Here is a 24,438-nt window from a genome sequence, read left to right on the forward strand (position 1 = left end):
ATACAATAATATGAAAGGCGGGAATCAAATGAATCATGAAAAGATGTTTCTTTGTGTGATCGCGGCGCTGTCGTTGGCTTTCGCCATTTACAACGGAATATCTATGGCGTGCATGTATCATAGGAGCGCCTGTACGAAAGGTACAGTTGTCACGCTTATGTCTCCCGGTCCGGAGAGAGTAAAACGCTGTAATTCTAAGTGGGCACAGGTTTCATATAAAGTTGACGGACGCACCTATACATCCCGGAACCGTGTCCAGGTGCCGATGTGGGCGCAGGTGGGGACTCCTGTTACAGTACGTTATGACATAAAACAGCCGGAAAACCTGTATCATTTTTCAGCGCTGAGGATTTTGGCAGGAACCATAATTGCGCTGGTCTGCATAGCGGCAGTAATATTTTGGTAAATGTCTAAGCGATATGGCATTTAGGAAAAGAGCGCAGCCGGATGCGGGTCTGCGCTCTTAGAAGGATCTTTATTTTTTTTTGCGCCGGTATTTTTCTTCGCAGTATTTGCAGCGGTATATCTCGCGCGCTTCGTCGGTCAGGACGAAGATCTGATCCAGTTCCTGCTCAATGGAAGTGATACAGCGGGGGTTTTTGCATTTGACAATATTTTTGATCTCTTTCGGCAGGGACAGACGCTTCTTTTCAACTACAGCGTCGTCCTTGATGATGTTGACGGTGATATTGTGATCGATAAATCCCAATACGTCCAGGTCGATCTGGTCGATCGGACACTCGATTTTGATAATATCTTTTTTGCCCATCTTGTTGCTGCGGGCGTTTTTGATGATTGCCACGCAGCAGTCAAATTTATCCAGATTCAGGTATTTATAGATTTCCATGCTTCTGCCTGCCTCAATATGGTCCAGCACAAAGCCTTCGTGGAGCACACCGATATTTAACATACTTTCACCTCCAGAAGTGTAAGGATAAGCGCCATGCGTACATAAACGCCGTATTGTACCTGGCGGAAATAAGCCGCCCGCGGGTCTTTGTCCACCTCCACGGATATTTCGTTCACACGGGGAAGGGGATGCATGACGATCATGTCGTCTTTTGCCAGTCCCATTTTTTTGCAGTCCAGTATATAGAAATCTTTCAGGCGGATATAATCTTCTTCATTGAAGAAACGCTCTCTCTGAACACGAGTCATATACAGGATATCCAGGTCGCCCATGACGTCTTCCAGGCGTTCCACTTCCTGGTATGGAAGGTGATGGGATTCCAGTACGTCTTCTTTGATATAGCTGGGGATGCGCAGTTCTTCCGGAGAGATGAAGATAAATTTTACGCCTTCGTATCGCGCCAGCGCTTTTACCAGAGAATGTACGGTACGGCCAAATTTCAGATCTCCGCACAAACCGATCGTAAGGTTCCCCAGTCTTCCTTTGAGGGAACGGATAGTGAGCAGATCGGTTAGAGTCTGGGTGGGATGCTGATGTCCGCCGTCGCCGGCGTTGATGACAGGAATAGAAGAAACGGCGCTGGCTACCATAGGAGCGCCTTCTTTGTGATGACGCATAGCACAGATATCAGCGTAACAGGAAATCATACGAATCGTATCGGAAACACTTTCCCCCTTGGATGCGGAACTGCTGGCCGCGGAAGAAAAACCGAGAACGCTGCCTCCAAGATTGATCATGGCAGCTTCAAAACTGAGGCGGGTTCGTGTGCTTGGTTCATAGAACAGAGTGGCAAGTTTTTTGCCGTCGCACGCGTGCGCGTATTTCTCCGGATGGTTTTCAATGTCGACAGCCAGATCCAGAAGCTGGTCGAGCTCTTCGACACTGAAATCCAGCGGACTCATTAAATGTCTCATAAATACCTCCTGTATGAAATTAATATAGTCTTACGGACAGGGGCCGGGCCCTTCCCATAAGAATACACGATACAGGAGGAAAATTCAACTTGTTTTTGAAGGACTTATCATTCGCTCGAACAGAAGACCTGCCAGAAACCAGAGCGGGGCAAAATCCAGACGGATGACTTCGCGGATCTGAAATGGATTCCGTCCATAATTCCAGGGACACATGCCGCGCAGATTCAGCAGACTGCCGCTGATGTATTCTGCCAGATAGATCAGAGACATATAGATCAGGCCCCTCTGCCAGAAAGCATAGCGGCGGAGCCGCCGCATCAGAGGCGCCAGAAAGGCGGCGCATCCGTAGATCGGGAACATCCAGAGAGAGGAGGTCCCGGTAAGTTTCGGGTCGCGCACACGGAAGGAGTGCAGTCCGGTCCAGAAGATTTCCATGGCCCAGCCCAGGATTCCGCATCGAAAAAAATTTTGTTTCATCATAGGCATAGTATTTGAAATATAAACAGAAATATACTATACTGTATACGGCTATCAACAGATGCAGGATGGTGAAAAAAGGATGAATTACAGAGAAGCAAGGGAATTTCTGGAAGGGTGCAACCGGTATGCGGGGGAAGAGCTTTCGCTTGGTCCGCTGTCGGAGATGCTGCGCCGTCTGGGAGACCCGCAGGACAGGCTTTCCCTGGTCCATATCGCAGGAACAAACGGGAAAGGTTCCACACTGGCATTTATATCTTCGGTTCTTCAGGAGGCGGGGTACCGTGTGGGACGTTATATTTCTCCCACGATTTTTGAATATCGGGAACGCATTCAGGTGAACGGCACATATATTCCCGAAGAAGATCTGGCACGCCTGACGGAACGGATTCGTGAGACGGGAAAAGAGATGCTGAAGGAAGGGTATGGACATCCTACCGCTTTCGAAGCGGAGACGGCTCTCGCCTTTCTTTACTTCGCAGAGCAGGGCTGTGACCTGGTGACTCTGGAGTGCGGAAGAGGCGGTCTGACAGACGCCACAAATGTGGTAAAACATCCCAGATTGACAGTGTTTGCTTCTATCAGTCTGGATCATCTGGGGGTGCTGGGTGATTCACTGGGCGAGATTGCCGCCAACAAGGCGGGCATCATTAAGTCGGGCTGTACGGTAGTTACATATAGACAGGAGCCGGAAGCGGAGCGCGAGATTCGCAAAAAAGCAGAAGCGCTTTCATGTCCGGTAGTGCAGGCAGATCCGGAACGGGCGGTCAACCGCAGAAGAGGGATCCGGAGTCAGCGTTTTGATTATAAAACATGGAAAGACATGGAGATTTCCCTGGCAGGAGAGTATCAGTTTGGCAATGCGGCTCTTGCGCTGGAGTCCGTGGAAGCTTTGCGCGGCATGGGATATGAGATTTCGGATGAAGCGGTGTACCGCGGTATGAAGAAAGCATACTGGCCTGCCAGATTTACGGTGTTGAACGATTGTCCCCTTTTTATTATTGACGGGGCCCATAACCGGGACGCTGCGGAAAAACTTCGCCGTACGGTGGAAACTACGCTGAAAGGCCGTCGTATTATTGGAATTATGGGGATGCTGTCGGACAAAGAATATGAACGGGTGACAGAAACCATGGCGCCCTGTCTGGACCGGGTGTTTACAGTGACGCCGCCGGAGAATCCGAGGGCGCTTTCGGCCGGGATTCTGGCTGAAACGGCTGAAAAACACGGACTTCCGGCACAGACATGCGCAGATATTCCGGAAGCGGTGGAAAAGGCTCTGGATGCGTCAAAAGAAGATGACGTCATCCTGGCGTTCGGCTCCCTGTCTTATCTGGGAGAACTGGCCGGATATATACAGAAGAGGAGGCAGTAGATGGAAGACTTACAGGAACTGAGAAAACAGATCGACCAGATCGATCAGGAGATGGTCCGTCTGTTTGAAGCGCGTATGGACGTCTGCCGCCAGGTGGCGGAATACAAGATCGCCAATGGAAAGAAAGTGCTGGACCGTTCCAGGGAACTGGAAAAACTGGATACGCTGGGAGGGATGGCGCACAATGATTTTAACCGGCATGGGATCCGGGAGCTTTTTCAGCAGATTATGGCCATGAGCCGCAAGCTGCAGTATCAGCTGCTGGAAAAAGAAGGAGTGTCCGGAAGCCTGCCGTTTACGCGGATCGATCATATCGACCGGAAACACTGCCGGGTAGTGTATCAGGGAGTAGAAGGCGCTTATCAGCACCAGGCCGCTTTGGAGTACTTTGGAAAAGATGTGAATGTGTTCCATATGGATACCTGGAAAGGGTGCATGGAAGCCATCAAGGAAGGGATGGCGGATTACGCGGTGCTTCCCATAGAAAATTCTTCGGCAGGAGAAGTGAACGATATCTATGACCTGTTGGAAGAATATGAGAATTATATTGTAGGGGAGCAGATTATTAAGATTCAGCATGCGCTGCTTGGCGTACCGGGAACAAAACTGGAAGATATCCGGACTGTATTTTCCCATCCGCAGGCATTGATGCAGTGCGCGGGTTATTTAAACCGGCATCCTCAGTGGAAACAGATCAGCCTTTCCAATACGGCGGTTGCGGCGGAAAAAGCGGCTCAGGACGGCGATAAGAGTCAGGCGGCCATCGCCGGAGAAATTACGGCAAAGCTTTACGGTCTGGAGATTCTGGAAATGCCGGTGAACGACTGCCGGTTTAATTCTACACGGTTTATCATTGTTACGAACCGGAAAATGTATGAGAAAGACGCCAGAAAGGTAAGTATCTGCTTTGAACTGCCCCATGTCAGCGGAAGTCTTTACAATATTCTTTCCCATATCATATATAATGATCTGAATATGTGCAAGATCGAATCCCGTCCGATTCCGGAACGCAACTGGGAATATCATTTTTTTGTGGATTTTGAGGGAAATCTTGATGACAGCGCGGTAAAAAACGCCATACGGGGTATCGCGGAAGAAGCGGTAAACTTTAAAATTCTGGGAAATTATTAAGGAGGATCAAATGAGACCATATGTAATTACAACAGACAGCAGCGCGGACCTGGAGAACAGTTATCTGAAAGAGCACCAGATCGGTGTGGTATCTCTGAATTGTCTCATGGACGGGGAAATATATAATGAAGAAAATCCTCTTCCGGTAAAGGAGTTCTATGCGAGGATCCGGGCAGGCGCTATGCCTACTACGGCGCAGGTGAATCCGGAACAGGCGCGTGCGCTTTTTGAACCATATGTAAAAGAAGGAACCGATGTGCTGCATCTGGCGTTCTCTTCAGGCCTCAGCGGCAGCTGCCAGAGCGCGGTGATCGCGGCGAATGAATTGATGGAAGAGTATCCGGACAGCAGGATTGTGGTGGTGGATACGCTGCTGGCGGCCATGGGACAGGGACTTCTGGTGTACAGGGCCGTACAGAAGAAAGAGGCGGGGATGCCTCTGGACGAACTGGCGCAGTGGTGCGAAGAAAATAAGATGAAGATCGCTTCTTATGTAACCGTGGATGATCTGAACCACTTATACCGGGGAGGACGTATCTCCCGGAGCAGCGCGGTCCTGGGCAGCATGGTCGGCATCAAACCGGTGATCCGCATCAATGATGAAGGGAAACTGGAAGTGATCGGAAAAGCCCGCGGAAGGAAAAAAGCAGTCCAGACGATCATCGAGAAACTGATGGATCTGATTCAGGACGGTGAAAAGACAGTATTTATCAGCCACGGGGACTGTCTGGAAGAAGCGGAGGCCATTCGCGATACATTAATGGAAAAATATGGTGTGGAAGAGACTATGATCAACTTTGTGGGGCCTGTGGTGGGCGCTCATACCGGGGCCGGTGTGCTTGCGGTTTTTGCTATGGCAAAATCCAGGTAAGTATGCTGCAGAAAAGGGTATTGACAGTAAACAGGGAATGATATATTCTTAACAAAGTAGGAGATTTCTGTTTGTACAGCCGTTTTGCGGCTTTAAAATTTCATATTAAATTTATCTGAAACAGGAGGATACAAAAGTGGATTACGCAAAAGAATCTTTAAGACTTCATGAAGAGTGGAAGGGCAAGATTGAAGTGGTGGCGACTGTTCCGGTCAAGACCAAGGAAGATCTGTCTCTGGCTTATACTCCGGGGGTGGCGCAGCCTTGTCTGGAGATCCAGAAGGATGTGGAAAAGAGCTACGACCTGACCCGCCGTCATAATATGTGTCTGGTAGTGACCGACGGAAGCGCGGTGCTCGGACTGGGAGATATCGGACCGGAAGCAGGAATGCCGGTTATGGAAGGAAAATGTGTCCTCTTTAAAACTTTTGGAGATGTGGACGCGTTCCCGCTCTGCATCAAGAGTCATGACGTGGACGAGATCGTCAACACGATCTATCTGATTTCCGGAAGCTTCGGCGGCGTGAACCTGGAGGATATCTCCGCTCCCCGCTGCTTTGAGATTGAGAAAAAGCTGAAAGAGAAATGCGATATTCCGATTTTCCATGACGACCAGCACGGAACCGCCATCATTACGCTGGCAGGACTGACTAACGCGCTGCGTCTGGTAGGCAAGAAAAAAGAAGATGTGAAGATCGTGGTGAACGGCGCGGGCGCAGCCGCAATCTCCATCACGAAACTGCTCCTGACCGCAGGCTGCAAGAATGTAACTCTCTGCGACCGCAAAGGCGCGATTTACGAGGGCCGTCAGGAAGGCATGAATCCGGTGAAAGAAGAGATGGCTAAGATTACCAATCTGGAGAAGAAGGCAGGAAGCCTGGCGGATATGCTGGTAGGCGCCGACGTATTCATCGGCGTAAGCGCTCCGAAGACTGTGACTGTAGATATGGTGAAGACCATGAATAAAGATGCGATCATCTTTGCATGCGCGAACCCGACTCCGGAGATCTTCCCGGATGAAGCGAAAGAAGGCGGCGCAAGAGTCATCGCTACCGGAAGAAGCGATTTCCCGAACCAGATCAACAATGTGCTGGCATTCCCGGGCGTATTCCGCGGAGCATTCGATGTGCGTGCGAAGGACATTAACGATGAGATGAAGCTGGCAGCGGCAGAAGCGCTGGCAAATCTGATCACCGATGAGGAGCTGACCGAGGATTATATCATCCCGAAGGCATTCGATCCGAGAGTCGGTAAAGCAGTGGCTGCGGCAGTAGCGGAGGCTGCAAGAAAGACCGGAGTGGCAAGACTGTAATCAATATAAACATTGAAAATAAGAGGGGCTGCGCGCCAGATTGGCGCGCAGCCCTCTTTTTAGTGTGCTCATCCTTAACATAGGAAGAGGGAACTGGAAGCACTGGCGGCACAGAAATGACGAAAAAGGAGTGAACTGACAACATTTATAAAAAAGCTTTAGAGGGCTTTGACAAAGAAAAAATTTTGGTAAAAGAGCTGGAATAGTAAAAATATACAGAAGAAAGCAAGTATTGCAATAAAAAATAAACAAAGTTGACAATGAGCACAGTGCATGCTATAATGAAGGAAATTTAGGTGTGTCTGCGACGTAGCAGATGCGTTTGGATTGAATCTGAGAGCGTTGAAGTGTCTTGGCTGTTTCCCCTGTCAAAGAAGAGAGGGGGAGTCCGGGCACTTTTTGCGTTTGGAGAAAGGAGGACTGGAATTGGGACAATTTATCTTGAAAACCCGTGTCTATCTGGGGAAAGAAGGACTGGATGAGATCCTGACAGGCGTCAGCCGCGCGTTCATCGTGACCGACAAGTTCATGCATGAAAGCGGAATGGTCGGATACCTGACGGAACCCATGGAGAAAAAGGGAGTCCAGTACCAGATCTTTTCAGATGTGAAACCGGATCCGGACATTGCTACGGTCACGAAAGGGATCGGACAGCTTCTGGACTTTAAGCCGCAGGTTCTGTTCGCCCTTGGCGGAGGTTCGTCGATCGATGCGGCGAAAGCCATGAACTGGCTGTCGGTGAAAGGCGGACTTGCCGAGAAGATGTCATTTGTGGCAGTTCCTACCACCAGCGGCACAGGCTCCGAGGTGACCACTTTCGCGGTCATCAGCGATCCGCAGAAATCCGCGAAGTATCCTCTGGTATCAGAAGATATGCTGCCGGATGCGGCAATTCTGGACGCAGAGCTGGTCCGTTCGGTACCGCCTGCTACAACGGCGGATACGGGCATCGATGTGCTGACGCATGCGATTGAAGCGTTTGTATCTACGAATGCCAATGATTTCACGGACGCGGCGGCAGAAAAAGCCATGAAACTGGTCAAAGCCAACCTGCTCAAGGTTTGCAAAAACCCGAATGACATGGAGGCGCGTCAGAAAATGCATGACGCTTCGTGCCTGGCGGGTATCGCATTCAGCAATGCAGGACTGGGACTGAACCACGGCATGGCGCACACTCTGGGCGGGCATTTCCATATTCCTCATGGCAGAGCGAATGGAATCCTGCTTCCCTATGTAATGGCTTTCAATGCAGGCTGTCATGACGGCCTGACTCCGGTAGCGGAACGCTATGCACAGATCGCGGAGGTGCTCCGGCTGGAAGGCCCGAGCGTCCGCCAGAGCGCATTCAGTGTGGTACGCACGACCAAGCAGTACATCCATCAGCTTCATATCCCGAATACGATTGAAGCGGCCGGCATTGCCCGGGAAGATTTCGAGGCGGCGCTGGACGAGATGGCGGAAGCAGCCTACAACGATTCCTGCACCAGGACGAACCCGAGAGCATGCTCTGTGGAGGACATCAAAGAAGTGTTCCAGCGTGCGTACACGGGGAAACTGATCTGACACAGATGCGCGTATAAGCCGGAAGAGGTGACAGAACATGCAGGAAGAGAGAAAAGAACGGATTATACAGGAATCCGTTCCCGGCAAGCAGGTGACGCTGGCGCATGTGATTCCCCATCCGGTGGAAGATCTGTACCGGAAGATCGGCCTGATTGACGCGGAAGGGGCGATCGGTATTTTTACAATCACGCCCAGCGAGGCCGCGATCATCGCGGCGGATGTGGCCAGCAAGGCTGCAGACATCCGGATCGGATTTGTGGACCGATTCAACGGTTCGCTGGTGATCACCGGAGATGTGGCAGGCGTTGAGGCTGCGCTGCGCGATGTGATGGGAGTGCTGTGCGGGAAAATGGGATTTGATTCTACACCGGTTACCCGGTCCTGATTTCCGAGAAAAAAGAAAGGCGTCAGATGGTGACAGAAAATGTATGAAGAAAAAAAAGAACGGATCATACAGGAGTTCGTTCCCGGCAAGCAGGTGACGCTGGCGCATGTAATTCCCCATCCGGTGCAGGATCTGTACGGGAAGATGGGCCTGATCGATGCAAAAGGAGCGATCGGTATTTTTACGATCACACCCAGCGAGGCCGCGATCATCGCGGCGGATGTGGCCAGCAAGGCCGCGGATATCCAGATCGGATTTGTGGACCGTTTTAACGGATCTCTGATTATTACCGGAGATGTGGCGGGAGTAGAAGCGGCGCTGCACGATGTGATGAGCGTGCTGTGCGATCAGATGGGATTTGCTTCGGCTCCGATCACCAGATCATGATTTTCAGGAAGGCAGGACAGGCAGGATGGAGACGAAACCCAAGAGAATAATCCTGATCGGAAGATCGATGGCTGGAAAGACGACGCTGTGTCAGTACATACGACATGAAGATCTGAAATATCACAAGACGCAGACTGTACAGGTGATTAACGGGAATATGATCGACACGCCGGGCGAGTATTTGGAGCGCACTTATCTTCGGGGGGCTCTGACTGTGACTGCGGTGGACGCAGATGTGATTGTGCTGGTTCAGCAGGCCAATGAAGGCGGCACTATGTTCCCGCCGGGGTATTCCAGCACCTTTGCGAAACCATGTATCGGCGTGGTGACAAAAAGTGATCTTGCTGATGACAAGCAGATCGAAGACGCAAAAAAATATCTTGTAGCGGCGGGAGCGAAGAAGGTTTTCGTTACCAGCAGCTACGAAGGAACCGGATTTGAAGCGCTGCTGGAATATCTGACGGAACAGGACTGGTCGCTGGAAGGTACGGCAGAGTAAAAACGCGGATAGCAAAACAGGAAGGATTATATGCCATGCAGGTGGTCATAGCAGACGACGAACCGATTACCAGAATGGATCTGAAAGAGATTCTGGAAAAAGAAGGACATCAGGTGGTGGCGGAGGCGGCAGATGGATTTGACGCCATCGAATGCTGCAGGGACTGTCATCCGGACCTGGTGGTTATGGATGTAAAGATGCCCCTGCTGGACGGCATTACCGCTTCCAAAGTCATTGCGGAAGAAGATCTGGCCGAGACGGTGGTTCTGCTCACGGCGTACTGCGACCGGGAGTTTATCGAAGAAGCGAAAGAAGCGAAAGTCAGCGGATATTTCGTCAAACCGGTGGAGGAACGGACGTTCCTGCCGGGGCTGGAGATCGCAGTGGACAGAAGCCGCGAGATGAAAAAGCTTCAAAAAGAATGCCGGGATATGACCAAGAGACTGGAAAGCCGGGCGGTGGTGGAACAGGCCAAGGGGCTGATCATGAACAAACGGGGAATGACAGAGCAGGAGGCCTATGATTACATCCGGAATATCAGCCGCATGAAAAATATTTCCATGAAAAAAGTGGCGGAGATCATTCTGATGGGCAGAGGTAAATAAGATGCAGGGAGCGATAAGGCAGCTGTGTCAGGAATATACCGACCTGACTGACGACGAGATCCAGGTGATCGAGATGATGGCAGGTACGCTGCAGCCGCTGGCAAATCTGGAAGCGGCAGATATTTTTGTGGACTGTCCGTGCAGAGAAGGCGACGCCATTGTCGTGGCGGAGGCGAAACCGGAAGAAGATCCGTCCGCATACCGGAACAGTGTGGTGGGCATGCTCGCCAAGTCGGAAAACGAGCCGGCAGTGGCCAGAACTTTTCGTCTGGGAGTCGCCACCAAACATATGAAAGCCCGGACGCAGGAGGATAATTATACGATCCAGTCTGTGGAGCCGATCAAGTATAACGGCAGGGTAATCGGAGTGCTGATCCGGGAAAAAAGAATTACCGATGAGCAGGACGAGCAGAACGACGGTGACCGCTATATGGCGGTGGAGACGCCGCTGGCGCATATGATTAACGAAAATGAATGGCTGACCGAGAGCATCGACGAGGGACTGATCCTGGTGGATGAGCGGGATGAAGTCATATTCCGCAATATGTATGCGAAAAAGCTGTTTCAGAATCTGGGCTATGTGAGGGACATCCTGGGGCAGAAATATAAAAACGTATGTCTCACGGAATGGGAAGAGCATCTGAACCGGATGGAGCAGCTCAGGGAAGTCCGCTACGGAAAGTTTTATCTGCAGATTCGTCAGATCCCTCTCAGAAAGGGGAATCTGAGGCTGGCGGTAATCATCCGGGACATCACCTGGAACCGGGAGCAGGAAAAAGATCTGATTCTGAAGTCCGTAGCAGTACGGGAACTGAATCACCGGGTCAAAAATAATCTTCAAATTGTCGCATCGCTCCTGAGACTTCAGGCCAGACGGGTCGACAATGAGGAGACAAAAAAGGTCCTGAACGAGACGATCAGCAGAATTTTATCCATTTCGGTGACGCATCAGCTTCTTTCTCAGACGGGAGAGGACAGGGTGAGCCTGATGGAGGTTCTGCGCACGGTGAAAAACAACGCGATTCAGCCTTTTCTGAAGCCGGAACTGAAATTGAATCTGGAACTCCAGGGAGACGACATTATCGTGGATACGGATATTGCCAGTTCGGTGGCGCTGACAGTCAACGAACTGCTTCAGAACTCCATGAGACATGCGTTTGACGGAAGACGGGAAGGCACGATTTTTATTATTGTGGAGAGAGGAAACGCATATTCCAAACTTACGGTGCGGGATGACGGGATGGGATTTGACACAGAGAATACCCGGGCGGGAAGCCTAGGGCTTGATATCGTCAGATCTGTAGTGCAGGATAAACTGCACGGCAAACTCCGAATCCGGTCCGGAGAGTCGGGAACCAGCGTGAGCTTCGATTTTATCAACGAAACAGCAGATTTTGTGAGTGTTTCGGAATAAGCGGCGGGAAGGAAGTGATAGCCTTTGCAGGAAACGATTTTAAGCGTGGGGATTGATATCGGGACATCCACGACCCAGCTGATTTTCAGCAGGCTGACCATAGAGAATCTGGCAAGCAATTACACGGTACCCCGCATAAGCATTGTAAACAAAGAAGTCATCTACCGGAGCGGCATCCATTTTACTCCTCTGAAATCCCAGACGGAGATCGATGCGGCGCAGGTGAAAGACATTATCAGGGACGAATACCGAAAAGCAGATATGAGGCCGGAGGATCTCCAGACGGGAGCAGTCATTATCACAGGTGAGACGGCCAGGAAACAGAACGCCAACACGGTTTTGGAAAGCTTAAGCGATATGGCCGGAGATTTTGTGGTGGCGACTGCCGGACCGGATCTGGAGTCCGTGCTCTCGGCGAAAGGAGCCGGGACAGACAAAATCTCAGAAGAGAAAAGGGAGGTGGTAGCCAACCTGGATATCGGAGGAGGCACCAGCAACATTGCGTTTTTCCAGAAAGGAAACCTGAAAGGCACCTGCTGTTTGGATATCGGCGGCAGACTGATCAAGGTGGAAGACGGAAAGATCAGCTATATTTTCCCGTCGATCCAGGAACTGGCCGACAGGCATCAGATCCGGATCAGGGTCGGAGACCGGGCGGACGAGAATGTTCTGTACCGTGTCTGCGAATATATGGCGCAGCAGCTGGCGATGGCTCTGTATATCGAGGAACCTGATGAATTTCACAGCAGACTGTACACCAATCAAGGCAGACCTCTGGCGAGAGAGCCAAAAATCCAGGCGGTAACATTCTCCGGAGGCGTGGCGGAGTGCATGCTTCACGAAGAAGGGGATGTGTTCCGGTATGGAGATATCGGTGTACTGCTGGCTAGAGCGGTCAACCGCTGCAGCGCATTCCGGAAAGTGAAAATCTATCCGGCGGCGGAAACAATCCGGGCTACCGTGGTGGGAGCCGGAACGCACACCACAGATGTTAGCGGAAGCACAATCAGTTATTCGAGAGATAAGCTTCCCATCAAAAACATTCCGGTCATGAAACTAACCGAGGAGGAAGAGTCCGATGGAGAGGAAATGAAGGCGGCGATCCGCAGGGGGATTTCCCTTTACGAGTCGCAGGGCGATACAGAACAGATTGCCATTGCATTTTCAGGCAGATACCATACTTCGTTCTCTCAGGTCCAGGAGCTGGCGCGCCTGGTGACAGAGGGGGCAGACAGTATCATACGGGGGCCATATCCGTTGATTCTGGTTATTGAAAATGATATAGCCAAAGTGCTCGGCAACGCCATTCGTGTTCTGCTGGAAGGGAAGAAAGATGTGATCTGTATAGACGGAATCCATACCCGCAACGGCGATTACATCGATATCGGCGAACCTGTGGCGGAAGGCCATGTGGTGCCGGTGGTAACAAAAACGCTGATCTTCAATTCATGACGGAGAAAAGACATCCGGCAATGAAAGAATACAGAAAAGGAGAGGTGAGACAATTTGATTCTCAAAACAAAATTATTCGGCAAAGTGTATGAATTTAAATCTCTTCGCGAAGTAATGGCAAAAGCCAATGAAGAGAAGTCCGGCGACAAGCTGGCAGGCATTGCCGCAGAGACTGCGGAAGAGAGAGTTGCGGCAAAGGTAGTACTCTCCCATATCACGCTGGCAGACCTGAGAAATAATCCGGCTGTTCCTTATGAAGAGGACGAAGTAACCAGGATTATTCAGGACGGCGTAAATGAGACTATTTACAACGAAATTAAAAATATGACGGTGGCAGAGTTCAGAGAGTGGATGCTGGACATCAATACTACCGGAGATATGATCAAGAGAGCTTCCAGAGGTCTTACCAGCGAGATGGTAGCAGCCGTCTGCAAACTGATGACCAATCTGGACCTGATCTACGCGGCGAAGAAGATTCGTATTTCCGCGCATTGTAACACAACAATCGGCCTTGAGGGAACATTCTCGTCCCGTCTGCAGCCGAACCATACCACGGATGATCCGAAGGGCATCATGGCTTCCGTTATGGAAGGATTAAGCCTTGGATGCGGCGACGCCGTAATCGGTCTGAACCCGGTAGACGACTCTGTAGAGAGTGTTACAAGAATTCTGAAGAGCTTTGACGAGTTCAAGAATAAATGGGAGGTACCGACCCAGATCAGCGTTCTGGCGCATGTTACGACCCAGATGGAAGCTATCGAGAAGATGAACGCTCCGTGCGATCTGATGTTCCAGTCTATCGCGGGATCTCAGAAAGGAAACGAGGCATTCGGTCTTACCGCATCCATGCTGGATGAAGGACGCGACCTGATGCTCCACCGCGCGACCAGCACCGGCCCGAACGTTATGTATTTCGAGACCGGACAGGGTTCGGAGCTTTCTTCCGACGCTCACAACGGATGGGACCAGGTAACCATGGAAGCAAGATGCTATGGCTTCGCAAAGAGATATCAGCCGTTCCTGGTAAATACCGTGGTAGGATTCATCGGACCGGAGTACCTGTATGATTCCAAGCAGGTAACCCGTGCAGGTCTTGAGGATCATTTCATGGGCAAACTGACAGGTATCCCGATGGGCTGCGACGCATGCTATACCAATCATATGAAAGCAGACCAGAACGATATTGAGAACCTTGCAACTCTTCTGGTGGCGGCAGGATGCAATTACATCATGGGCGTGCCGCAGGGCGACGACTGTATGCTGATGTATCAGTGCACCGGATATCATGAGGCAGCCAGCCTTCGTGAAGTATTCGGACTCCGTCCGATCAAAGAATTTGATCAGTGGCTGGAAAAAATGGGATTCTCCAAAGACGGCAAACTGACACCGCTGGCAGGCGATGCATCTGTATTTTGTAAATAGGAGGTAGCGGATCTTGGTAAACGAAAACGATTTAAGGACAATTATCGCGCAGGTTCTTTCCGAGATGAACCTGGATCAGAAAGAAGATACAAAAGAAGCGGAGACTTCCGGATGTGCTGCATGCAGCAATGAACCGGTGATTGAAAACGGATGCATCCCGGATGTAACCGAAGTGGATATCCGTAAGCAGTATCTGGTAGAAAACCCGGAGAACGGCGAAGCATATTACGACCTGAAACAGTACGCTCCGTGCCGTCTGGGTATCGGCAAAGCAGGCGCAAGATATAAGACCGATCCGGTCCTGCAGTTCCGCGCAGCTCATTCCGCGGCTCAGGATGCGGTGTTCTCCGATGTGGATCAGGACTTTATCGATAAAATGGGACTCTTTTCCGTGCAGACTCAGTGCGACAGCAAAGATACTTATCTGACCAGACCGGATCTGGGACGTAAGCTGAGCGACGAGGCAGTGAAAACGATCAAAGAAAAATGCCGCATGAACCCGACGGTACAGATTTATGTTTCCGACGGTTTAAGCTCCGCTGCAATCGCTGCAAACGTAGGCGATGTGCTTCCGGCTATCGAGCAGGGCTTAAAGAGTTACGGCATTGATTACGGAACGCCGTTCTTCGTGAAATACGGACGTGTAGGCGCTATGGACCAGATTTCCGAGATTACCGGAGCAGACGTAACCTGTGTGCTGATCGGAGAACGTCCGGGTCTGATCACCGCAGAATCCATGTCTGCATATATTGCTTACAAAGCAACGGTAGGCATGCCGGAGGCGCGCAGAACCGTGGTTTCCAATATTCATAAAGCAGGAACAATTCCGGCTGAAGCAGGCGCTCATATTGCCGATATTATCAAGAAGATTCTTGACAACAAGGCCAGCGGAACAGACCTGAAACTGTAAAACCGTAAAAAGAAAAGATAAAGAGGAGGATATCCATGAAACGAGATCCAGTGAGAGCATCAGTTCTTGCAACCAAAATCATCCCCAACGTCAGCCCGGATATGGCGAAAGAGTTCAATCTTGATCCGAGCATGAAATCTCTGGCACTGATCACCGCCGACAGCGATGATGTGACCTATACCGCTCTGGATGAGGCGACGAAGAAAGCAGACGTAAAAGTCGTATACGCTAAGAGTTTTTACGCAGGCGCTGCGAATGCAAACACCAAGCTGGCCGGTGAAATCATCGGCATCCTGGCGGGCCCGAATCCGGCAGAAGTCAGAAGCGGTCTGGAGGCAGCGGTTGATATGATCGAAAACCAGGCATATTTCATATCCGCAAACGAAGACGACAGCATCATCTACTATGCGCACTGCATTTCCCGTACGGGTTCTTACCTGTCTGAAGGCGCAGGCATTCAGGAAGGCGAAGCGCTCGCATATCTGATCGCGCCGCCTCTGGAAGCAATGTACGGCGTAGATGCGGCCCTGAAAGCAGCAGATGTAAAAATGTGCGTACTGTACGCTCCGCCTTCGGAGACCAACTTCGGCGGCGCGCTGCTCACCGGAAGCCAGTCTGCATGCAAGGCTGCATGCGATGCGTTTGCGGCTGCAGTAGAATTTGTTGCAGATAACCCGAAAGAAGAATAATATCCAGACTCGCAGAGCGGAGGATTGTGCATGAATGCATTGGGAATGATAGAAACTTATGGCTACCTTGCAGCAGTTGAAGCTCTGGACAGTGCACTGAAAGCGGCAAATGTATCTCTGGTAGATGTGACAAAGGTAAAAGGCGGACTGGTTACCGTGATGGTGGAAGGCGATGTGGGTGCAGTCAAAGCAGCTATAGACGCCTCCGCCGCAGCGGCGGAACGTGTGGGCACCGTGGTAAGCGTTCACGTGATCCCCAGACCGGCGCAGGATGTCTGGAATATGCTGGCAAAGCGTGCGGACGGGCCGAAGCAGCCGCCTGAAGGACCGGGTCCCGAACCGGACAAAGAGCCGGAAGGACCGGCGGAAGAGTCTTCTGTCAGCGAAGCAGAACCGGAAGTTCCGGTAATCGAAGAGACCGGTGACAAGGAACCGGAAGAGCCGCATCCAGAAGAGCATGAAGAGCCGGAGATTCCCACAGTGGACCAGTTGGAAAAGATGACGGTGGTGAGCTTAAGGACGCTTGCCAGAAAACTGAAAATCACCAATATGACGCCGCAGGAAATCCGCTTTGCCAAAAAGCAGGAGCTGATTCATGCAATCACAATATTTACTGGACAGGAGAGGTAGGGCATGCAGTTATATGATAAGGATCTTTTGTCAGTCCAGGAAGTACGCGAGCTGGTAGAGAAGGCGAAAGCTGCTCAGGAAGAGCTGAGTACGAAAAGCCAGAAAGAAGTGGACCGTATCGTTCAGTCTATTGCGGAAGCAGGAGTGAGAAACGCAGGACGTCTGGCGAAGCTGGCCCACGAAGAAACCGGGTTTGGCGTAGAGTCTGACAAAGTAATTAAAAATGTATTCGCCAGCGAGGGCGTATACGAACATATTAAAGATATGAAGACGGTCGGAGAGGTAGAAAGGGACGATGTGAATAAGATCCGCAAAATCGCGGTCCCTGTAGGCGTGATCGCAGGTCTGATTCCGTCCACAAATCCTACGTCCACCGTGCTTTACAAGGCGGAAATCGCCATCAAGGCAGGAAATGCCATTGTATTTTCCCCGCATCCGAATGCAAGGAACTGTATTCTGGAGACGGTGAAGGTAGTACGTCAGGCGATTGCCGAGGTGGGAGGAAACGAGGATCTGGTGTCCTGCATCACGATTCCGACGATTCAGGCTACCGACAATCTGATGAAACACCCGGATGTGGCGATGATCCTGGCAACCGGTGGTTCCGCGATGGTACGCGCGGCATATTCATCAGGAACTCCGGCTATCGGCGTAGGTCCCGGAAACGGACCCGCTTATATTGAAAAGACGGCGGATATTCCGCTGGCGGTAAAGAGGATTGTAGATTCCAAGACCTTTGATAATGGTACGATCTGCGCTTCCGAGCAGTCCGTGGTATGCGACGACGACATGAAGGAAGCCGTTCAGAAAGAGATGGAGCGTCAGGGAGCATATTTCCTGAGTCCGGAGCAGATCGCCAAGCTGGGGAAATTCATCCTCAGAGCGAATGGTACCATGAATCCTATGATCGTAGGCAAGAGCGCGCAGGTGATCGCGGATCTGGCCGGCATCGAGATTCCGGCGGGAACCAAGATCCTGGTGGCGCAGGAGACGGGCATCGGCAGAGGCCATCCATATTCCAACGAGAAACTCGCGCCGATCCTGGCATTTTATACGGCTCCGTCCTATGTGGAAGTTTGCGAGCTGTGTAAGGAGATCCTTCATTATGAAGGAGCCGGACACACTTTCTCCATGCACACCAAGGACGAGAAGATGGTAGACTACTTTGCGAAGAGAGTTCCGGCATCCAGGATTATCGTGAATACCCCCAGCGCGCTGGGCGGCATCGGAGGCACCACAAAACTTCAGCCGGCTCTGACCCTGGGCTGCGGCGCAGTGGGCGGAAGCGCGACTTCTGAGAATGTGGGACCGATGCAGCTTCTGAATATGCGCTATGTGGCGGAAGGAGTATCAGAACTGGAAGACATCAAGGCTGCGCTTCCGGATTGCTCTGACGGAGTATGCCGGGCACAGAGAAAATATGACGACATCAATATTGACGAAGTAGTCCGTGAGATCATTAAAAGACTTCAGAACAGCTGATTTAAGGAGGAATAGATTATGGCAGCACAGCAGGCCCTTGGAATGATTGAAACCAAAGGATTGGTTGCATCCATCGAAGCGGCGGATGCAATGGTAAAAGCAGCGAATGTGACGCTGATCGGAAAAGAGCATGTAGGCGGCGGCCTGGTGACCGTTATGGTAAGAGGCGACGTGGGAGCAGTAAAGGCGGCTACGGACGCGGGAGCAGCGGCAGCAGAGAGAGTGGGAGAGCTGGTATCTATCCATGTAATCCCGAGACCGCACGAGGAAGTAGAAGCGATCCTTCCGTCCCTCGGCAAATAATTATAAGCACAGATCAAGGAGGAATAGATTATGGCAGCACAGCAGGCCCTTGGAATGATTGAAACCAAAGGATTGGTTGCATCCATCGAAGCGGCGGATGCAATGGTAAAGGCAGCGAATGTGACGCTGATCGGAAAAGTACATGTAGGCGGCGGCCTGGTGACCGTTATGGTAAGAGGCGACGTGGGAGCAGTGAAAGCAGCTACGGATGCGGGAGCAGCGGCAGCAGAGAGAGTGGGAGAGCTGGTATCTATCCATGTAATCCCGAGACCGCACGAGGAAGTGGAATCCATTCTGCCTTCTCTTGACAAATAAGATCCGTAAGAAAAAAGTGTTTCCGCCGGGATTCCCGGCGGCAGCACGGACTCTCACGGCGACATAAGGAGGTGGCTTACCGGATATGAAGGTAATCACAGAAGCGATACTGCGCAGCGAGCTGCGGGCGTCCACTCCGGAATGCTACAAAGTGCCGGAAGGGAAGATCCTTTCTCCGGCGGCAAGAGAATATCTCCAGCAGTGCAAGATACGGATCGATGACGGAAAAGGCCGTCCGGGTCCCAGAAAACAGGAAGACACTTCCAGGGAAGAGTCAGGCGGGGAACAGCAGACCAAAGTGGTTGCGACGGAAGTTCCGCCTATGCCTGAAGTACAGGTGGAAAAAGAGAAGAAGCCTAAATATGTGGATTATGAGACCGGAGCGTATTATTACGAAAAACCGGAGCATATGACGCATCTGTACGGCAACACGCTGGTGGCGAAGGATCATAAAAGGATCCTGTTCCGCGGCAAGCTGGACAGCCTGGAGGCCCTGTTTGTTCTGAATCAGTCGATCCTTCTGGAGATGGGAGAATCGGAGAAACTGATCGAAGATCTGCAGGATATTGTGGGAAGCTTAAGAGAGATGATGCGCTGCGACGTGCTGGAAGAGCCGTTCCGCAGAGAGTTTCTCATCGGACTGAGCCATAAAGAACTCAGAGAACATTCCCATAATCCAATGAAATATTACAATGTAAAACAGATGGTGCTCCCGGATTATACGCTGGGAAGAGCATATGCCCTCCTGAATCAGCTGCGTGCGGCGGTCCGCGAGACAGAAGTGGCGGCAGCTGCGGCTTTCCATGAGGGGAAAACCTATACCAGGGAAGACATCATCGAAGAGCTGAACCGGATGTCCAGTGCCATGCACATCGTTATGTGCAAGTATCTGGCAGGGGAATATAAAAAAGACTGACCGAAGGAACGGGCATGGGAGGAACTATGGAACAGCTGATAGAACAAGTGATGGATACGATGACGAAAGCCGGACTGGTGCAGGTGGAAGTATCGGCAAGACATGTTCATCTGACAGATCAGGATGTGGAAGTCCTGTTTGGGAAGGGAGCGGTTCTGCATGAAAAGAGGCCGCTTTCCCAAAAAGGACAATATCTCAGCGAGGAACGGGTGACTCTGATCGGACCGAAGGGAAAGAAGGAGCGCGTGGCTGTTCTGGGACCGGTCCGCAGCGCGACGCAGGTGGAGCTGTCCGTCAGCGACTGCGTGTCTCTGGGAGTGAAAGCGCCGCTTCGGGAATCTGGTGACGTGGAAGGCTCAGGACCGATCACCATTGAGGGACCGGCCGGGAGCATTTCCATCACTCAGGGCACGATAGTGGCCCACAATCATATCCATGTACCCACAGACGTGGCGCGTATGCTGGATCTGAAAGACAAAGAACATGTGAGTGTGAAGATCTTGAGCGAGCGGCCGGTCACTTTTGAAGATGTGATCATTCGGGTCAGCGATGCGTTTACTTTCCGAATGCACATAGATTTTGATGAGGCCAACGCGGCATCCGTCAGTGGATTTACTCTGGGGAAGATTATACCCCACGGAAAAGAATAATAGTAGCTTAAGGAGCAGACAGCGGATGGATATCAGACGTGTGGAAGAATTTATGAAACTTGTGGAGGAGTCAGAGACGAAGACCTTTCCATTTACCGGAAAGCTGAAGGTCGGGGTGGATCTGGGAACTGCCTATATCGTACTTGTGGTGCTGGATGAGGAAAATCATCCGGTAGCCTGCGAGAAGCAGGCGGCCAGTGTGTTGAGAGACGGTGTGGTGGTCGATTATACAGGGGCGCTCAGGATCGTCAGAGAACTGAAGGAAAAACTGGAGACAAGAATCGGACAGGAGCTGGTAAACTGTGCGATCGCCATGCCGGCAGGAACGGAAGGCAGCGTTAAGACCCATCAGTATGTGGCGGAAGGCGCAGGATTTGAAGTGACCGCCATATTGGATGAACCTTCCTCTGCCAACGCGGTCTATCAGATAGAAGACGGCGTGATTGTGGATATCGGAGGAGGAACGACCGGTCTGGCGCTTCTGAGAGGCGGAAAGGTAGTAGAGATCGAAGACGAACCCACAGGAGGAACCCATCTGACGCTGGTACTGGCAGGAAACTACCATATATCATTCGCAGAAGCAGAAGCAATCAAGCAGGATTACAGCCGCCATAAAGAGATTCTGCCGGTGGTAAAGGCGACGGTGGAAAAAATTGCATCCATCATCAATCGCTATATCAGGCCCGGCGATGTGGATACCATTTATCTGTGCGGCGGTACCTGCTGTCTGACAGGGATCGAGCAGATCATACAGAAGGAGACGGGGATCCGGACGATCAAACCGGCGAATCCGTTCCTTGTGACCCCCACGGGTATTGCGATGAACTGCAGGATCAGCTGAGACAGAATTAAATAAAGAGGAAGGAGGGAACTGACGTGGATATGGATGCTTTGATTGACGAGATCTGCCGCAGAGTGCAGCAGAAAATTCAGGCACTGGAAAACAGGACGGAAGACACGAAACCGGCTATCTTAATCCTGACTCCGGACCATGGCACAGCCTGCCATGAGATGCTGGAAGATGAGAAACTGGCGGAATGTTATCGGACGGAATGCGCGCTTTTGAAAGAGTACCAGTGTTCGCCCGCGGATTATGAAGCGGTGGTCGCATACGGCATGAGCAACGAGTCGCTGGGAAAGATCGCGTACGGAATCTTTGACAGCGGTTATACCCGTTTGTTCGGACAGTCGATTTTAGCCGGAAAGAAAATTTATCTGGTGGAAGAAGAGATCGAACTGTACCGTTATAAAGATACTGCGCCGAAGGCGTACTACGGATGCCTGGAAGCCAGTCTGGAGATGCTGAAAAACAGCGGAGTAACCATAGCGTCCCAGTCGCAGATCCCCGACCTGATCCTTCACGGAGAACCGGAGGAAGGCGTGGAGCCGGAAGGGCCGTCCAAAGACTGTGAAGTCCCGAAAAAGGACGAAAGCTGTGTGAAAGAGGCGGTGCTGGACAAGAGGGTTATCACGGAGAAGGATATGATAGACCTGGGAAATAACAGGGTTCGGAAAGTAACCGTAGGTGAAAAGGCGATTCTGACAGACCTGGCGAGGGAATATGCCTCGAAGCACCGGATTGCCGTTCTGCGCAGGGGTACCTCTTCAGGAAAGGGGCATAACCTATGAAAACAGGAAGAGTCATCGGAAATATCTGGGCAACGAGAAAAGCAGATAATCTGTCTGGTCTGAAACTGCTGGTGGTACAGCCGATCAGCCTGCTGGACGACAGCCCGGTAGATACGCCCATTGTGGCGGCAGATATCATCGGAGCCGGTACCGGAGAGAAAGTGATCTATGTAGGCGGCAGCTCCGCAAGGAGCGCCGCCGGCAGCAGAGAGATTCCGGTGGACGCGACGATCGTAGGCATCGTGGACGACCAGGAAATAGACGAAAGCCTGATAAACGGAAAGCGGTGATGCTATGGATTTTGTAGAAGCAGTAAAAGCGGCGGGCGTGGTAGGAGCCGGAGGAGCGGGATTTCCCACTCACGTAAAACTGAACGCGAAAGCGGAGTGGTTCCTGGTTAACGCGGCAGAGTGTGAGCCGCTGATTGAAACAGACAAGTATCTTTGCCGTACCTATCCGGACCGGATCGTGGAGACGGTGAAGACGATTGCAGGACATCTGGGAGCTTCCCACGCGGTGATCGCGCTGAAGGCGAAATACCGGCGCGAGATGGAAGCTCTGCAGGGGGCGATCGATAAAAGCGGAGCGCCGGTGGAACTGTTCGGTCTTCGGACGTTTTATCCGGCAGGCGATGAGCAGACCCTGGTTCAGCAGGTGACGGGCCGGGTAGTGCCGGAACGGGGACTGCCGCTGGATGTGGGGTGCGTTGTGGACAACGTGGGAACGGTTCTTGCCATCGCAGATGCCCTGGAAGGAAAACCGGTGTCGGAAAAGTTCCTGTCTGTGACGGGAGCTGTAAAACAGACCCGGATGTTCCATGTGCCGCTGGGGACTCCGATTACGGAGATTCTGAAGGAAACGGAGATCACAGAGCCCGATTATGCGGTGATTGTAGGCGGGCCCATGATGGGACGCATGCTGAAGGATAAAGAGGCGATCCGGCAGGCAGTAGTTACGAAGACCACAGGTAATCTGCTGGTACTGCCTGCAGATCACTATCTGGTAAAGAGATCGGAACTGACGGAAGAGCAGATGATCCACCGGGCAGCGACGGCCTGCATCCAGTGCAGAATGTGCACCGATATGTGTCCGCGTTTTATGATCGGGCATGAAGTGCGGCCCAATATGGTGATGAGAAACCTGTGGAGAGAGAAGAGCATCAGCTCCAACGAGGAGTTTGAAAAGGCGTTTGGCAGCGCGGTCAACTGCTGCAGCTGCGGCGTCTGCGAGATGTTTGCCTGTCCTATGGGGCTGTCGCCGAGAAAAATGAACGAATACGCCAAGAAGCTCCTGAAGGAGAGAGGAATCAATCCGGCGCGCAATATGCATCCGGTAGCCAGAGAAGCGGTCGAGTATCGGAAGATTCCCACCGAGAGACTGATCGCCAGACTGGACCTTTCCCGGTACGTGACGCACGACCTGCCTCAGTTTACAGAGGTGAAGGTAAAAGAATGTATGATACCGCTGTCCCAGCACATCGGGAAACCTGCTTTGCCGTCGGTGAAGGCGGGAGACCATGTAGAGAAGGGCGCGCTGGTAGCCGCAGCGGCCGAAGGGCTGTCTGTGAACATCCATACAGGAATGAGCGGCGTTGTGACCGAGGTCACGGACAAAGGGATCAGAATCTGTGGAGAGGAGGAATAAACGATGAGCAAAGCGATTGGCATGGTTGAATTGTCCAGCATTGCAAAAGGAATAGAGACCAGTGATTACATGGTAAAAGCTGCTCAGGTAGACTTGTTACGCTCATCCACAGTCTGCCCCGGAAAATATGTGGTGATTGTGGGAGGTGATACCGGAGACGTAAAGGCGGCTATGCAGGAAGGCCTTGCCAGAGGCGGGGAATATGTAGTGGATTCTCTCAGAATCTCCAATGTGCATGAGCAGCTGATTCCGGCGCTTACCGGAACCGTTTCGGTGGAAAACCCGGGAGCAGTGGGAGTGATAGAATTTTACTCCATGGCTTCTGCCATACTGGCGGCGGACGAAGCGGCCAAAGCAGCAAATATTACGCTGATCGAGGTGCGTATGGGATATGCGGTCGGCGGAAAAGGATTCGTGACCCTGACGGGAGATGTGGGTGCGGTCCGGGCTGCGGTAGCGGCGGCAAAACAGGACAAAGATCTGTACGTGGCGAGCACGGTGATTCCAAGGCCGTCGCCGCAGGTCTTCAAGTCTCTGCTGTAGGGAATAGAGA

Annotated in this window: 29 protein-coding genes; 26 read left to right on the forward strand and 3 right to left on the reverse strand. The window is 51.8% G+C overall.

Annotated elements, in window-relative coordinates; genetic code table 11:
• Positions 1-28 precede the first annotated feature (28 nt).
• Complete coding sequence (locus B5F29_RS01715) at positions 29-406, forward strand: DUF3592 domain-containing protein (RefSeq protein WP_087152941.1); 378 nt, start codon at positions 29-31, stop codon at positions 404-406.
• A 69-nt stretch (positions 407-475) separates the two neighbouring features.
• On the opposite strand, the gene B5F29_RS01720 is transcribed toward B5F29_RS01715, so the two are convergent.
• The 3 genes from B5F29_RS01720 to B5F29_RS01730 form a co-directional block, all read right to left on the reverse strand.
• Positions 476-910: an aspartate carbamoyltransferase regulatory subunit gene (locus B5F29_RS01720; RefSeq protein WP_087152942.1), complete on the reverse strand. Its 435-nt coding sequence runs from the start codon at positions 908-910 to the stop codon at positions 476-478.
• Positions 904-1,824 (reverse strand): aspartate carbamoyltransferase, encoded by a 921-nt coding sequence (pyrB, locus tag B5F29_RS01725; protein WP_087152943.1) that lies wholly within the window; start codon positions 1,822-1,824, stop codon positions 904-906. Before pyrB ends, B5F29_RS01720 begins: the two co-directional genes overlap by 7 nt.
• 84 nt (positions 1,825-1,908) lie before the next feature.
• Positions 1,909-2,304: a putative ABC transporter permease gene (locus tag B5F29_RS01730; protein ID WP_087152944.1), complete on the reverse strand. Its 396-nt coding sequence runs from the start codon at positions 2,302-2,304 to the stop codon at positions 1,909-1,911.
• Positions 2,305-2,383: 79 nt separating this feature from the next.
• Between B5F29_RS01730 and B5F29_RS01735 the strand changes: the two genes are divergently transcribed.
• The 25 genes from B5F29_RS01735 (at position 2,384) to B5F29_RS01855 (ending at position 24,428) form a co-directional block, all read left to right on the forward strand.
• Positions 2,384-3,676 (forward strand): bifunctional folylpolyglutamate synthase/dihydrofolate synthase, encoded by a 1,293-nt coding sequence (locus tag B5F29_RS01735; protein ID WP_087152945.1) that lies wholly within the window; start codon positions 2,384-2,386, stop codon positions 3,674-3,676.
• Positions 3,677-4,807 carry a prephenate dehydratase gene (pheA, locus tag B5F29_RS01740; protein ID WP_087152946.1) on the forward strand — a complete coding sequence of 377 codons (1,131 nt, stop codon included), beginning with the start codon at positions 3,677-3,679 and terminating at the stop codon, positions 4,805-4,807. It abuts the gene before it with no gap.
• Between the two features lie 10 nt (positions 4,808-4,817).
• Positions 4,818-5,678: a DegV family protein gene (locus B5F29_RS01745; protein ID WP_087152947.1), complete on the forward strand. Its 861-nt coding sequence runs from the start codon at positions 4,818-4,820 to the stop codon at positions 5,676-5,678.
• 136 nt (positions 5,679-5,814) lie between these two features.
• Positions 5,815-6,990, forward strand: coding sequence for an NAD(P)-dependent malic enzyme (locus B5F29_RS01750; protein ID WP_087152948.1), 1,176 nt, complete (start codon positions 5,815-5,817; stop codon positions 6,988-6,990).
• A gap of 426 nt (positions 6,991-7,416) precedes the next feature.
• Positions 7,417-8,553, forward strand: coding sequence for a 1-propanol dehydrogenase PduQ (locus B5F29_RS01755; RefSeq protein ID WP_087152949.1), 1,137 nt, complete (start codon positions 7,417-7,419; stop codon positions 8,551-8,553).
• A 37-nt stretch (positions 8,554-8,590) separates the two neighbouring features.
• The gene (gene eutS, locus B5F29_RS01760) at positions 8,591-8,938 is read left to right on the forward strand and encodes an ethanolamine utilization microcompartment protein EutS (protein ID WP_087152950.1); all 348 of its coding nucleotides are present in this window, start codon (positions 8,591-8,593) and stop codon (positions 8,936-8,938) included.
• Between the two features lie 39 nt (positions 8,939-8,977).
• On the forward strand, positions 8,978-9,325 hold the full coding sequence (gene eutS / locus B5F29_RS01765) for an ethanolamine utilization microcompartment protein EutS (protein WP_087152951.1): 348 nt from the start codon (positions 8,978-8,980) through the stop codon (positions 9,323-9,325).
• 25 nt (positions 9,326-9,350) lie between these two features.
• Positions 9,351-9,824, forward strand: coding sequence for a EutP/PduV family microcompartment system protein (locus B5F29_RS01770; RefSeq protein WP_087152952.1), 474 nt, complete (start codon positions 9,351-9,353; stop codon positions 9,822-9,824).
• A 35-nt stretch (positions 9,825-9,859) separates the two neighbouring features.
• On the forward strand, positions 9,860-10,429 hold the full coding sequence (locus B5F29_RS01775; RefSeq protein WP_087152953.1) for an ANTAR domain-containing response regulator: 570 nt from the start codon (positions 9,860-9,862) through the stop codon (positions 10,427-10,429).
• A gap of 1 nt (position 10,430) precedes the next feature.
• Positions 10,431-11,843, forward strand: coding sequence for a sensor histidine kinase (locus B5F29_RS01780; RefSeq protein WP_087152954.1), 1,413 nt, complete (start codon positions 10,431-10,433; stop codon positions 11,841-11,843).
• 24 nt (positions 11,844-11,867) lie between these two features.
• Complete coding sequence (gene eutA, locus B5F29_RS01785; RefSeq protein WP_087152955.1) at positions 11,868-13,295, forward strand: ethanolamine ammonia-lyase reactivating factor EutA; 1,428 nt, start codon at positions 11,868-11,870, stop codon at positions 13,293-13,295.
• Positions 13,296-13,349: 54 nt separating this feature from the next.
• Entirely contained in the window at positions 13,350-14,717 is a 1,368-nt protein-coding gene (locus tag B5F29_RS01790) for an ethanolamine ammonia-lyase subunit EutB (RefSeq protein ID WP_087152956.1), read from the forward strand.
• Positions 14,718-14,730: 13 nt separating this feature from the next.
• Positions 14,731-15,627, forward strand: coding sequence for an ethanolamine ammonia-lyase subunit EutC (gene eutC / locus B5F29_RS01795; RefSeq protein ID WP_330397507.1), 897 nt, complete (start codon positions 14,731-14,733; stop codon positions 15,625-15,627).
• A 35-nt stretch (positions 15,628-15,662) separates the two neighbouring features.
• Positions 15,663-16,316: an ethanolamine utilization microcompartment protein EutL gene (gene eutL / locus B5F29_RS01800; protein WP_087152957.1), complete on the forward strand. Its 654-nt coding sequence runs from the start codon at positions 15,663-15,665 to the stop codon at positions 16,314-16,316.
• 30 nt (positions 16,317-16,346) lie between these two features.
• Positions 16,347-16,946 carry a BMC domain-containing protein gene (locus B5F29_RS16950; protein WP_087152958.1) on the forward strand — a complete coding sequence of 200 codons (600 nt, stop codon included), beginning with the start codon at positions 16,347-16,349 and terminating at the stop codon, positions 16,944-16,946.
• 3 nt (positions 16,947-16,949) lie between these two features.
• Complete coding sequence (locus B5F29_RS01810; protein WP_087152959.1) at positions 16,950-18,428, forward strand: acetaldehyde dehydrogenase (acetylating); 1,479 nt, start codon at positions 16,950-16,952, stop codon at positions 18,426-18,428.
• An 18-nt stretch (positions 18,429-18,446) separates the two neighbouring features.
• Positions 18,447-18,731, forward strand: a complete 285-nt coding sequence (gene eutM, locus B5F29_RS01815) for an ethanolamine utilization microcompartment protein EutM (protein ID WP_087152960.1) — start codon at positions 18,447-18,449, stop codon at positions 18,729-18,731.
• Positions 18,732-18,761: 30 nt separating this feature from the next.
• Positions 18,762-19,046 (forward strand): ethanolamine utilization microcompartment protein EutM, encoded by a 285-nt coding sequence (gene eutM, locus B5F29_RS01820; protein ID WP_087152961.1) that lies wholly within the window; start codon positions 18,762-18,764, stop codon positions 19,044-19,046.
• 85 nt (positions 19,047-19,131) lie between these two features.
• Positions 19,132-19,962 (forward strand): ATP-binding protein, encoded by an 831-nt coding sequence (locus B5F29_RS01825; RefSeq protein ID WP_087152962.1) that lies wholly within the window; start codon positions 19,132-19,134, stop codon positions 19,960-19,962.
• A gap of 26 nt (positions 19,963-19,988) precedes the next feature.
• On the forward strand, positions 19,989-20,612 hold the full coding sequence (locus B5F29_RS01830) for a PduL/EutD family phosphate acyltransferase (protein ID WP_087152963.1): 624 nt from the start codon (positions 19,989-19,991) through the stop codon (positions 20,610-20,612).
• 25 nt (positions 20,613-20,637) lie between these two features.
• Positions 20,638-21,453 (forward strand): ethanolamine utilization protein EutJ, encoded by an 816-nt coding sequence (gene eutJ / locus B5F29_RS01835; RefSeq protein ID WP_087152964.1) that lies wholly within the window; start codon positions 20,638-20,640, stop codon positions 21,451-21,453.
• A 41-nt stretch (positions 21,454-21,494) separates the two neighbouring features.
• The gene (locus B5F29_RS01840) at positions 21,495-22,241 is read left to right on the forward strand and encodes a hypothetical protein (protein WP_143449104.1); all 747 of its coding nucleotides are present in this window, start codon (positions 21,495-21,497) and stop codon (positions 22,239-22,241) included.
• Positions 22,238-22,531 carry a EutN/CcmL family microcompartment protein gene (locus B5F29_RS01845; RefSeq protein ID WP_087152966.1) on the forward strand — a complete coding sequence of 98 codons (294 nt, stop codon included), beginning with the start codon at positions 22,238-22,240 and terminating at the stop codon, positions 22,529-22,531. The genes B5F29_RS01840 and B5F29_RS01845 overlap by 4 nt, the downstream gene beginning before the upstream one ends.
• Before the next feature lie 4 nt (positions 22,532-22,535).
• Complete coding sequence (locus tag B5F29_RS01850) at positions 22,536-23,885, forward strand: 4Fe-4S dicluster domain-containing protein (RefSeq protein WP_087152967.1); 1,350 nt, start codon at positions 22,536-22,538, stop codon at positions 23,883-23,885.
• Positions 23,886-23,888: 3 nt separating this feature from the next.
• On the forward strand, positions 23,889-24,428 hold the full coding sequence (locus B5F29_RS01855; protein WP_087152968.1) for a BMC domain-containing protein: 540 nt from the start codon (positions 23,889-23,891) through the stop codon (positions 24,426-24,428).
• Positions 24,429-24,438 lie beyond the last annotated feature (10 nt).

Origin of the sequence: Lachnoclostridium sp. An196 (assembly GCF_002160135.1) — a bacterium.
Classification (GTDB): Bacteria; Bacillota; Clostridia; order Lachnospirales; family Lachnospiraceae; genus Hominiventricola; species Hominiventricola avistercoris.

What these genes read in the sequence shown, in the direction of transcription:
- B5F29_RS01840 (WP_143449104.1), top strand. Translation starts at nt 21,495, where the DNA reads ATGGATGCTTTGATTGACGAGATCTGCCGCAGAGTGCAGCAGAAAATT.
- pheA (WP_087152946.1), top strand. Translation starts at nt 3,677, where the DNA reads ATGGAAGACTTACAGGAACTGAGAAAACAGATCGACCAGATCGATCAG.
- B5F29_RS01745 (WP_087152947.1), top strand. Translation starts at nt 4,818, where the DNA reads ATGAGACCATATGTAATTACAACAGACAGCAGCGCGGACCTGGAGAAC.
- eutM (WP_087152961.1), top strand. Translation starts at nt 18,762, where the DNA reads ATGGCAGCACAGCAGGCCCTTGGAATGATTGAAACCAAAGGATTGGTT.
- B5F29_RS01735 (WP_087152945.1), top strand. Translation starts at nt 2,384, where the DNA reads ATGAATTACAGAGAAGCAAGGGAATTTCTGGAAGGGTGCAACCGGTAT.
- eutS (WP_087152951.1), top strand. Translation starts at nt 8,978, where the DNA reads ATGTATGAAGAAAAAAAAGAACGGATCATACAGGAGTTCGTTCCCGGC.
- B5F29_RS01770 (WP_087152952.1), top strand. Translation starts at nt 9,351, where the DNA reads ATGGAGACGAAACCCAAGAGAATAATCCTGATCGGAAGATCGATGGCT.
- B5F29_RS01850 (WP_087152967.1), top strand. Translation starts at nt 22,536, where the DNA reads ATGGATTTTGTAGAAGCAGTAAAAGCGGCGGGCGTGGTAGGAGCCGGA.
- B5F29_RS01855 (WP_087152968.1), top strand. Translation starts at nt 23,889, where the DNA reads ATGAGCAAAGCGATTGGCATGGTTGAATTGTCCAGCATTGCAAAAGGA.
- eutJ (WP_087152964.1), top strand. Translation starts at nt 20,638, where the DNA reads ATGGATATCAGACGTGTGGAAGAATTTATGAAACTTGTGGAGGAGTCA.
- B5F29_RS16950 (WP_087152958.1), top strand. Translation starts at nt 16,347, where the DNA reads ATGAATGCATTGGGAATGATAGAAACTTATGGCTACCTTGCAGCAGTT.
- B5F29_RS01715 (WP_087152941.1), top strand. Translation starts at nt 29, where the DNA reads ATGAATCATGAAAAGATGTTTCTTTGTGTGATCGCGGCGCTGTCGTTG.
- B5F29_RS01720 (WP_087152942.1), bottom strand. Translation starts at nt 910, where the DNA reads ATGTTAAATATCGGTGTGCTCCACGAAGGCTTTGTGCTGGACCATATT.
- eutL (WP_087152957.1), top strand. Translation starts at nt 15,663, where the DNA reads ATGAAACGAGATCCAGTGAGAGCATCAGTTCTTGCAACCAAAATCATC.
- pyrB (WP_087152943.1), bottom strand. Translation starts at nt 1,824, where the DNA reads ATGAGACATTTAATGAGTCCGCTGGATTTCAGTGTCGAAGAGCTCGAC.
- B5F29_RS01845 (WP_087152966.1), top strand. Translation starts at nt 22,238, where the DNA reads ATGAAAACAGGAAGAGTCATCGGAAATATCTGGGCAACGAGAAAAGCA.
- eutM (WP_087152960.1), top strand. Translation starts at nt 18,447, where the DNA reads ATGGCAGCACAGCAGGCCCTTGGAATGATTGAAACCAAAGGATTGGTT.
- B5F29_RS01825 (WP_087152962.1), top strand. Translation starts at nt 19,132, where the DNA reads ATGAAGGTAATCACAGAAGCGATACTGCGCAGCGAGCTGCGGGCGTCC.
- B5F29_RS01810 (WP_087152959.1), top strand. Translation starts at nt 16,950, where the DNA reads ATGCAGTTATATGATAAGGATCTTTTGTCAGTCCAGGAAGTACGCGAG.
- B5F29_RS01730 (WP_087152944.1), bottom strand. Translation starts at nt 2,304, where the DNA reads ATGATGAAACAAAATTTTTTTCGATGCGGAATCCTGGGCTGGGCCATG.
- B5F29_RS01775 (WP_087152953.1), top strand. Translation starts at nt 9,860, where the DNA reads ATGCAGGTGGTCATAGCAGACGACGAACCGATTACCAGAATGGATCTG.
- B5F29_RS01830 (WP_087152963.1), top strand. Translation starts at nt 19,989, where the DNA reads ATGGAACAGCTGATAGAACAAGTGATGGATACGATGACGAAAGCCGGA.
- B5F29_RS01780 (WP_087152954.1), top strand. Translation starts at nt 10,431, where the DNA reads ATGCAGGGAGCGATAAGGCAGCTGTGTCAGGAATATACCGACCTGACT.
- eutS (WP_087152950.1), top strand. Translation starts at nt 8,591, where the DNA reads ATGCAGGAAGAGAGAAAAGAACGGATTATACAGGAATCCGTTCCCGGC.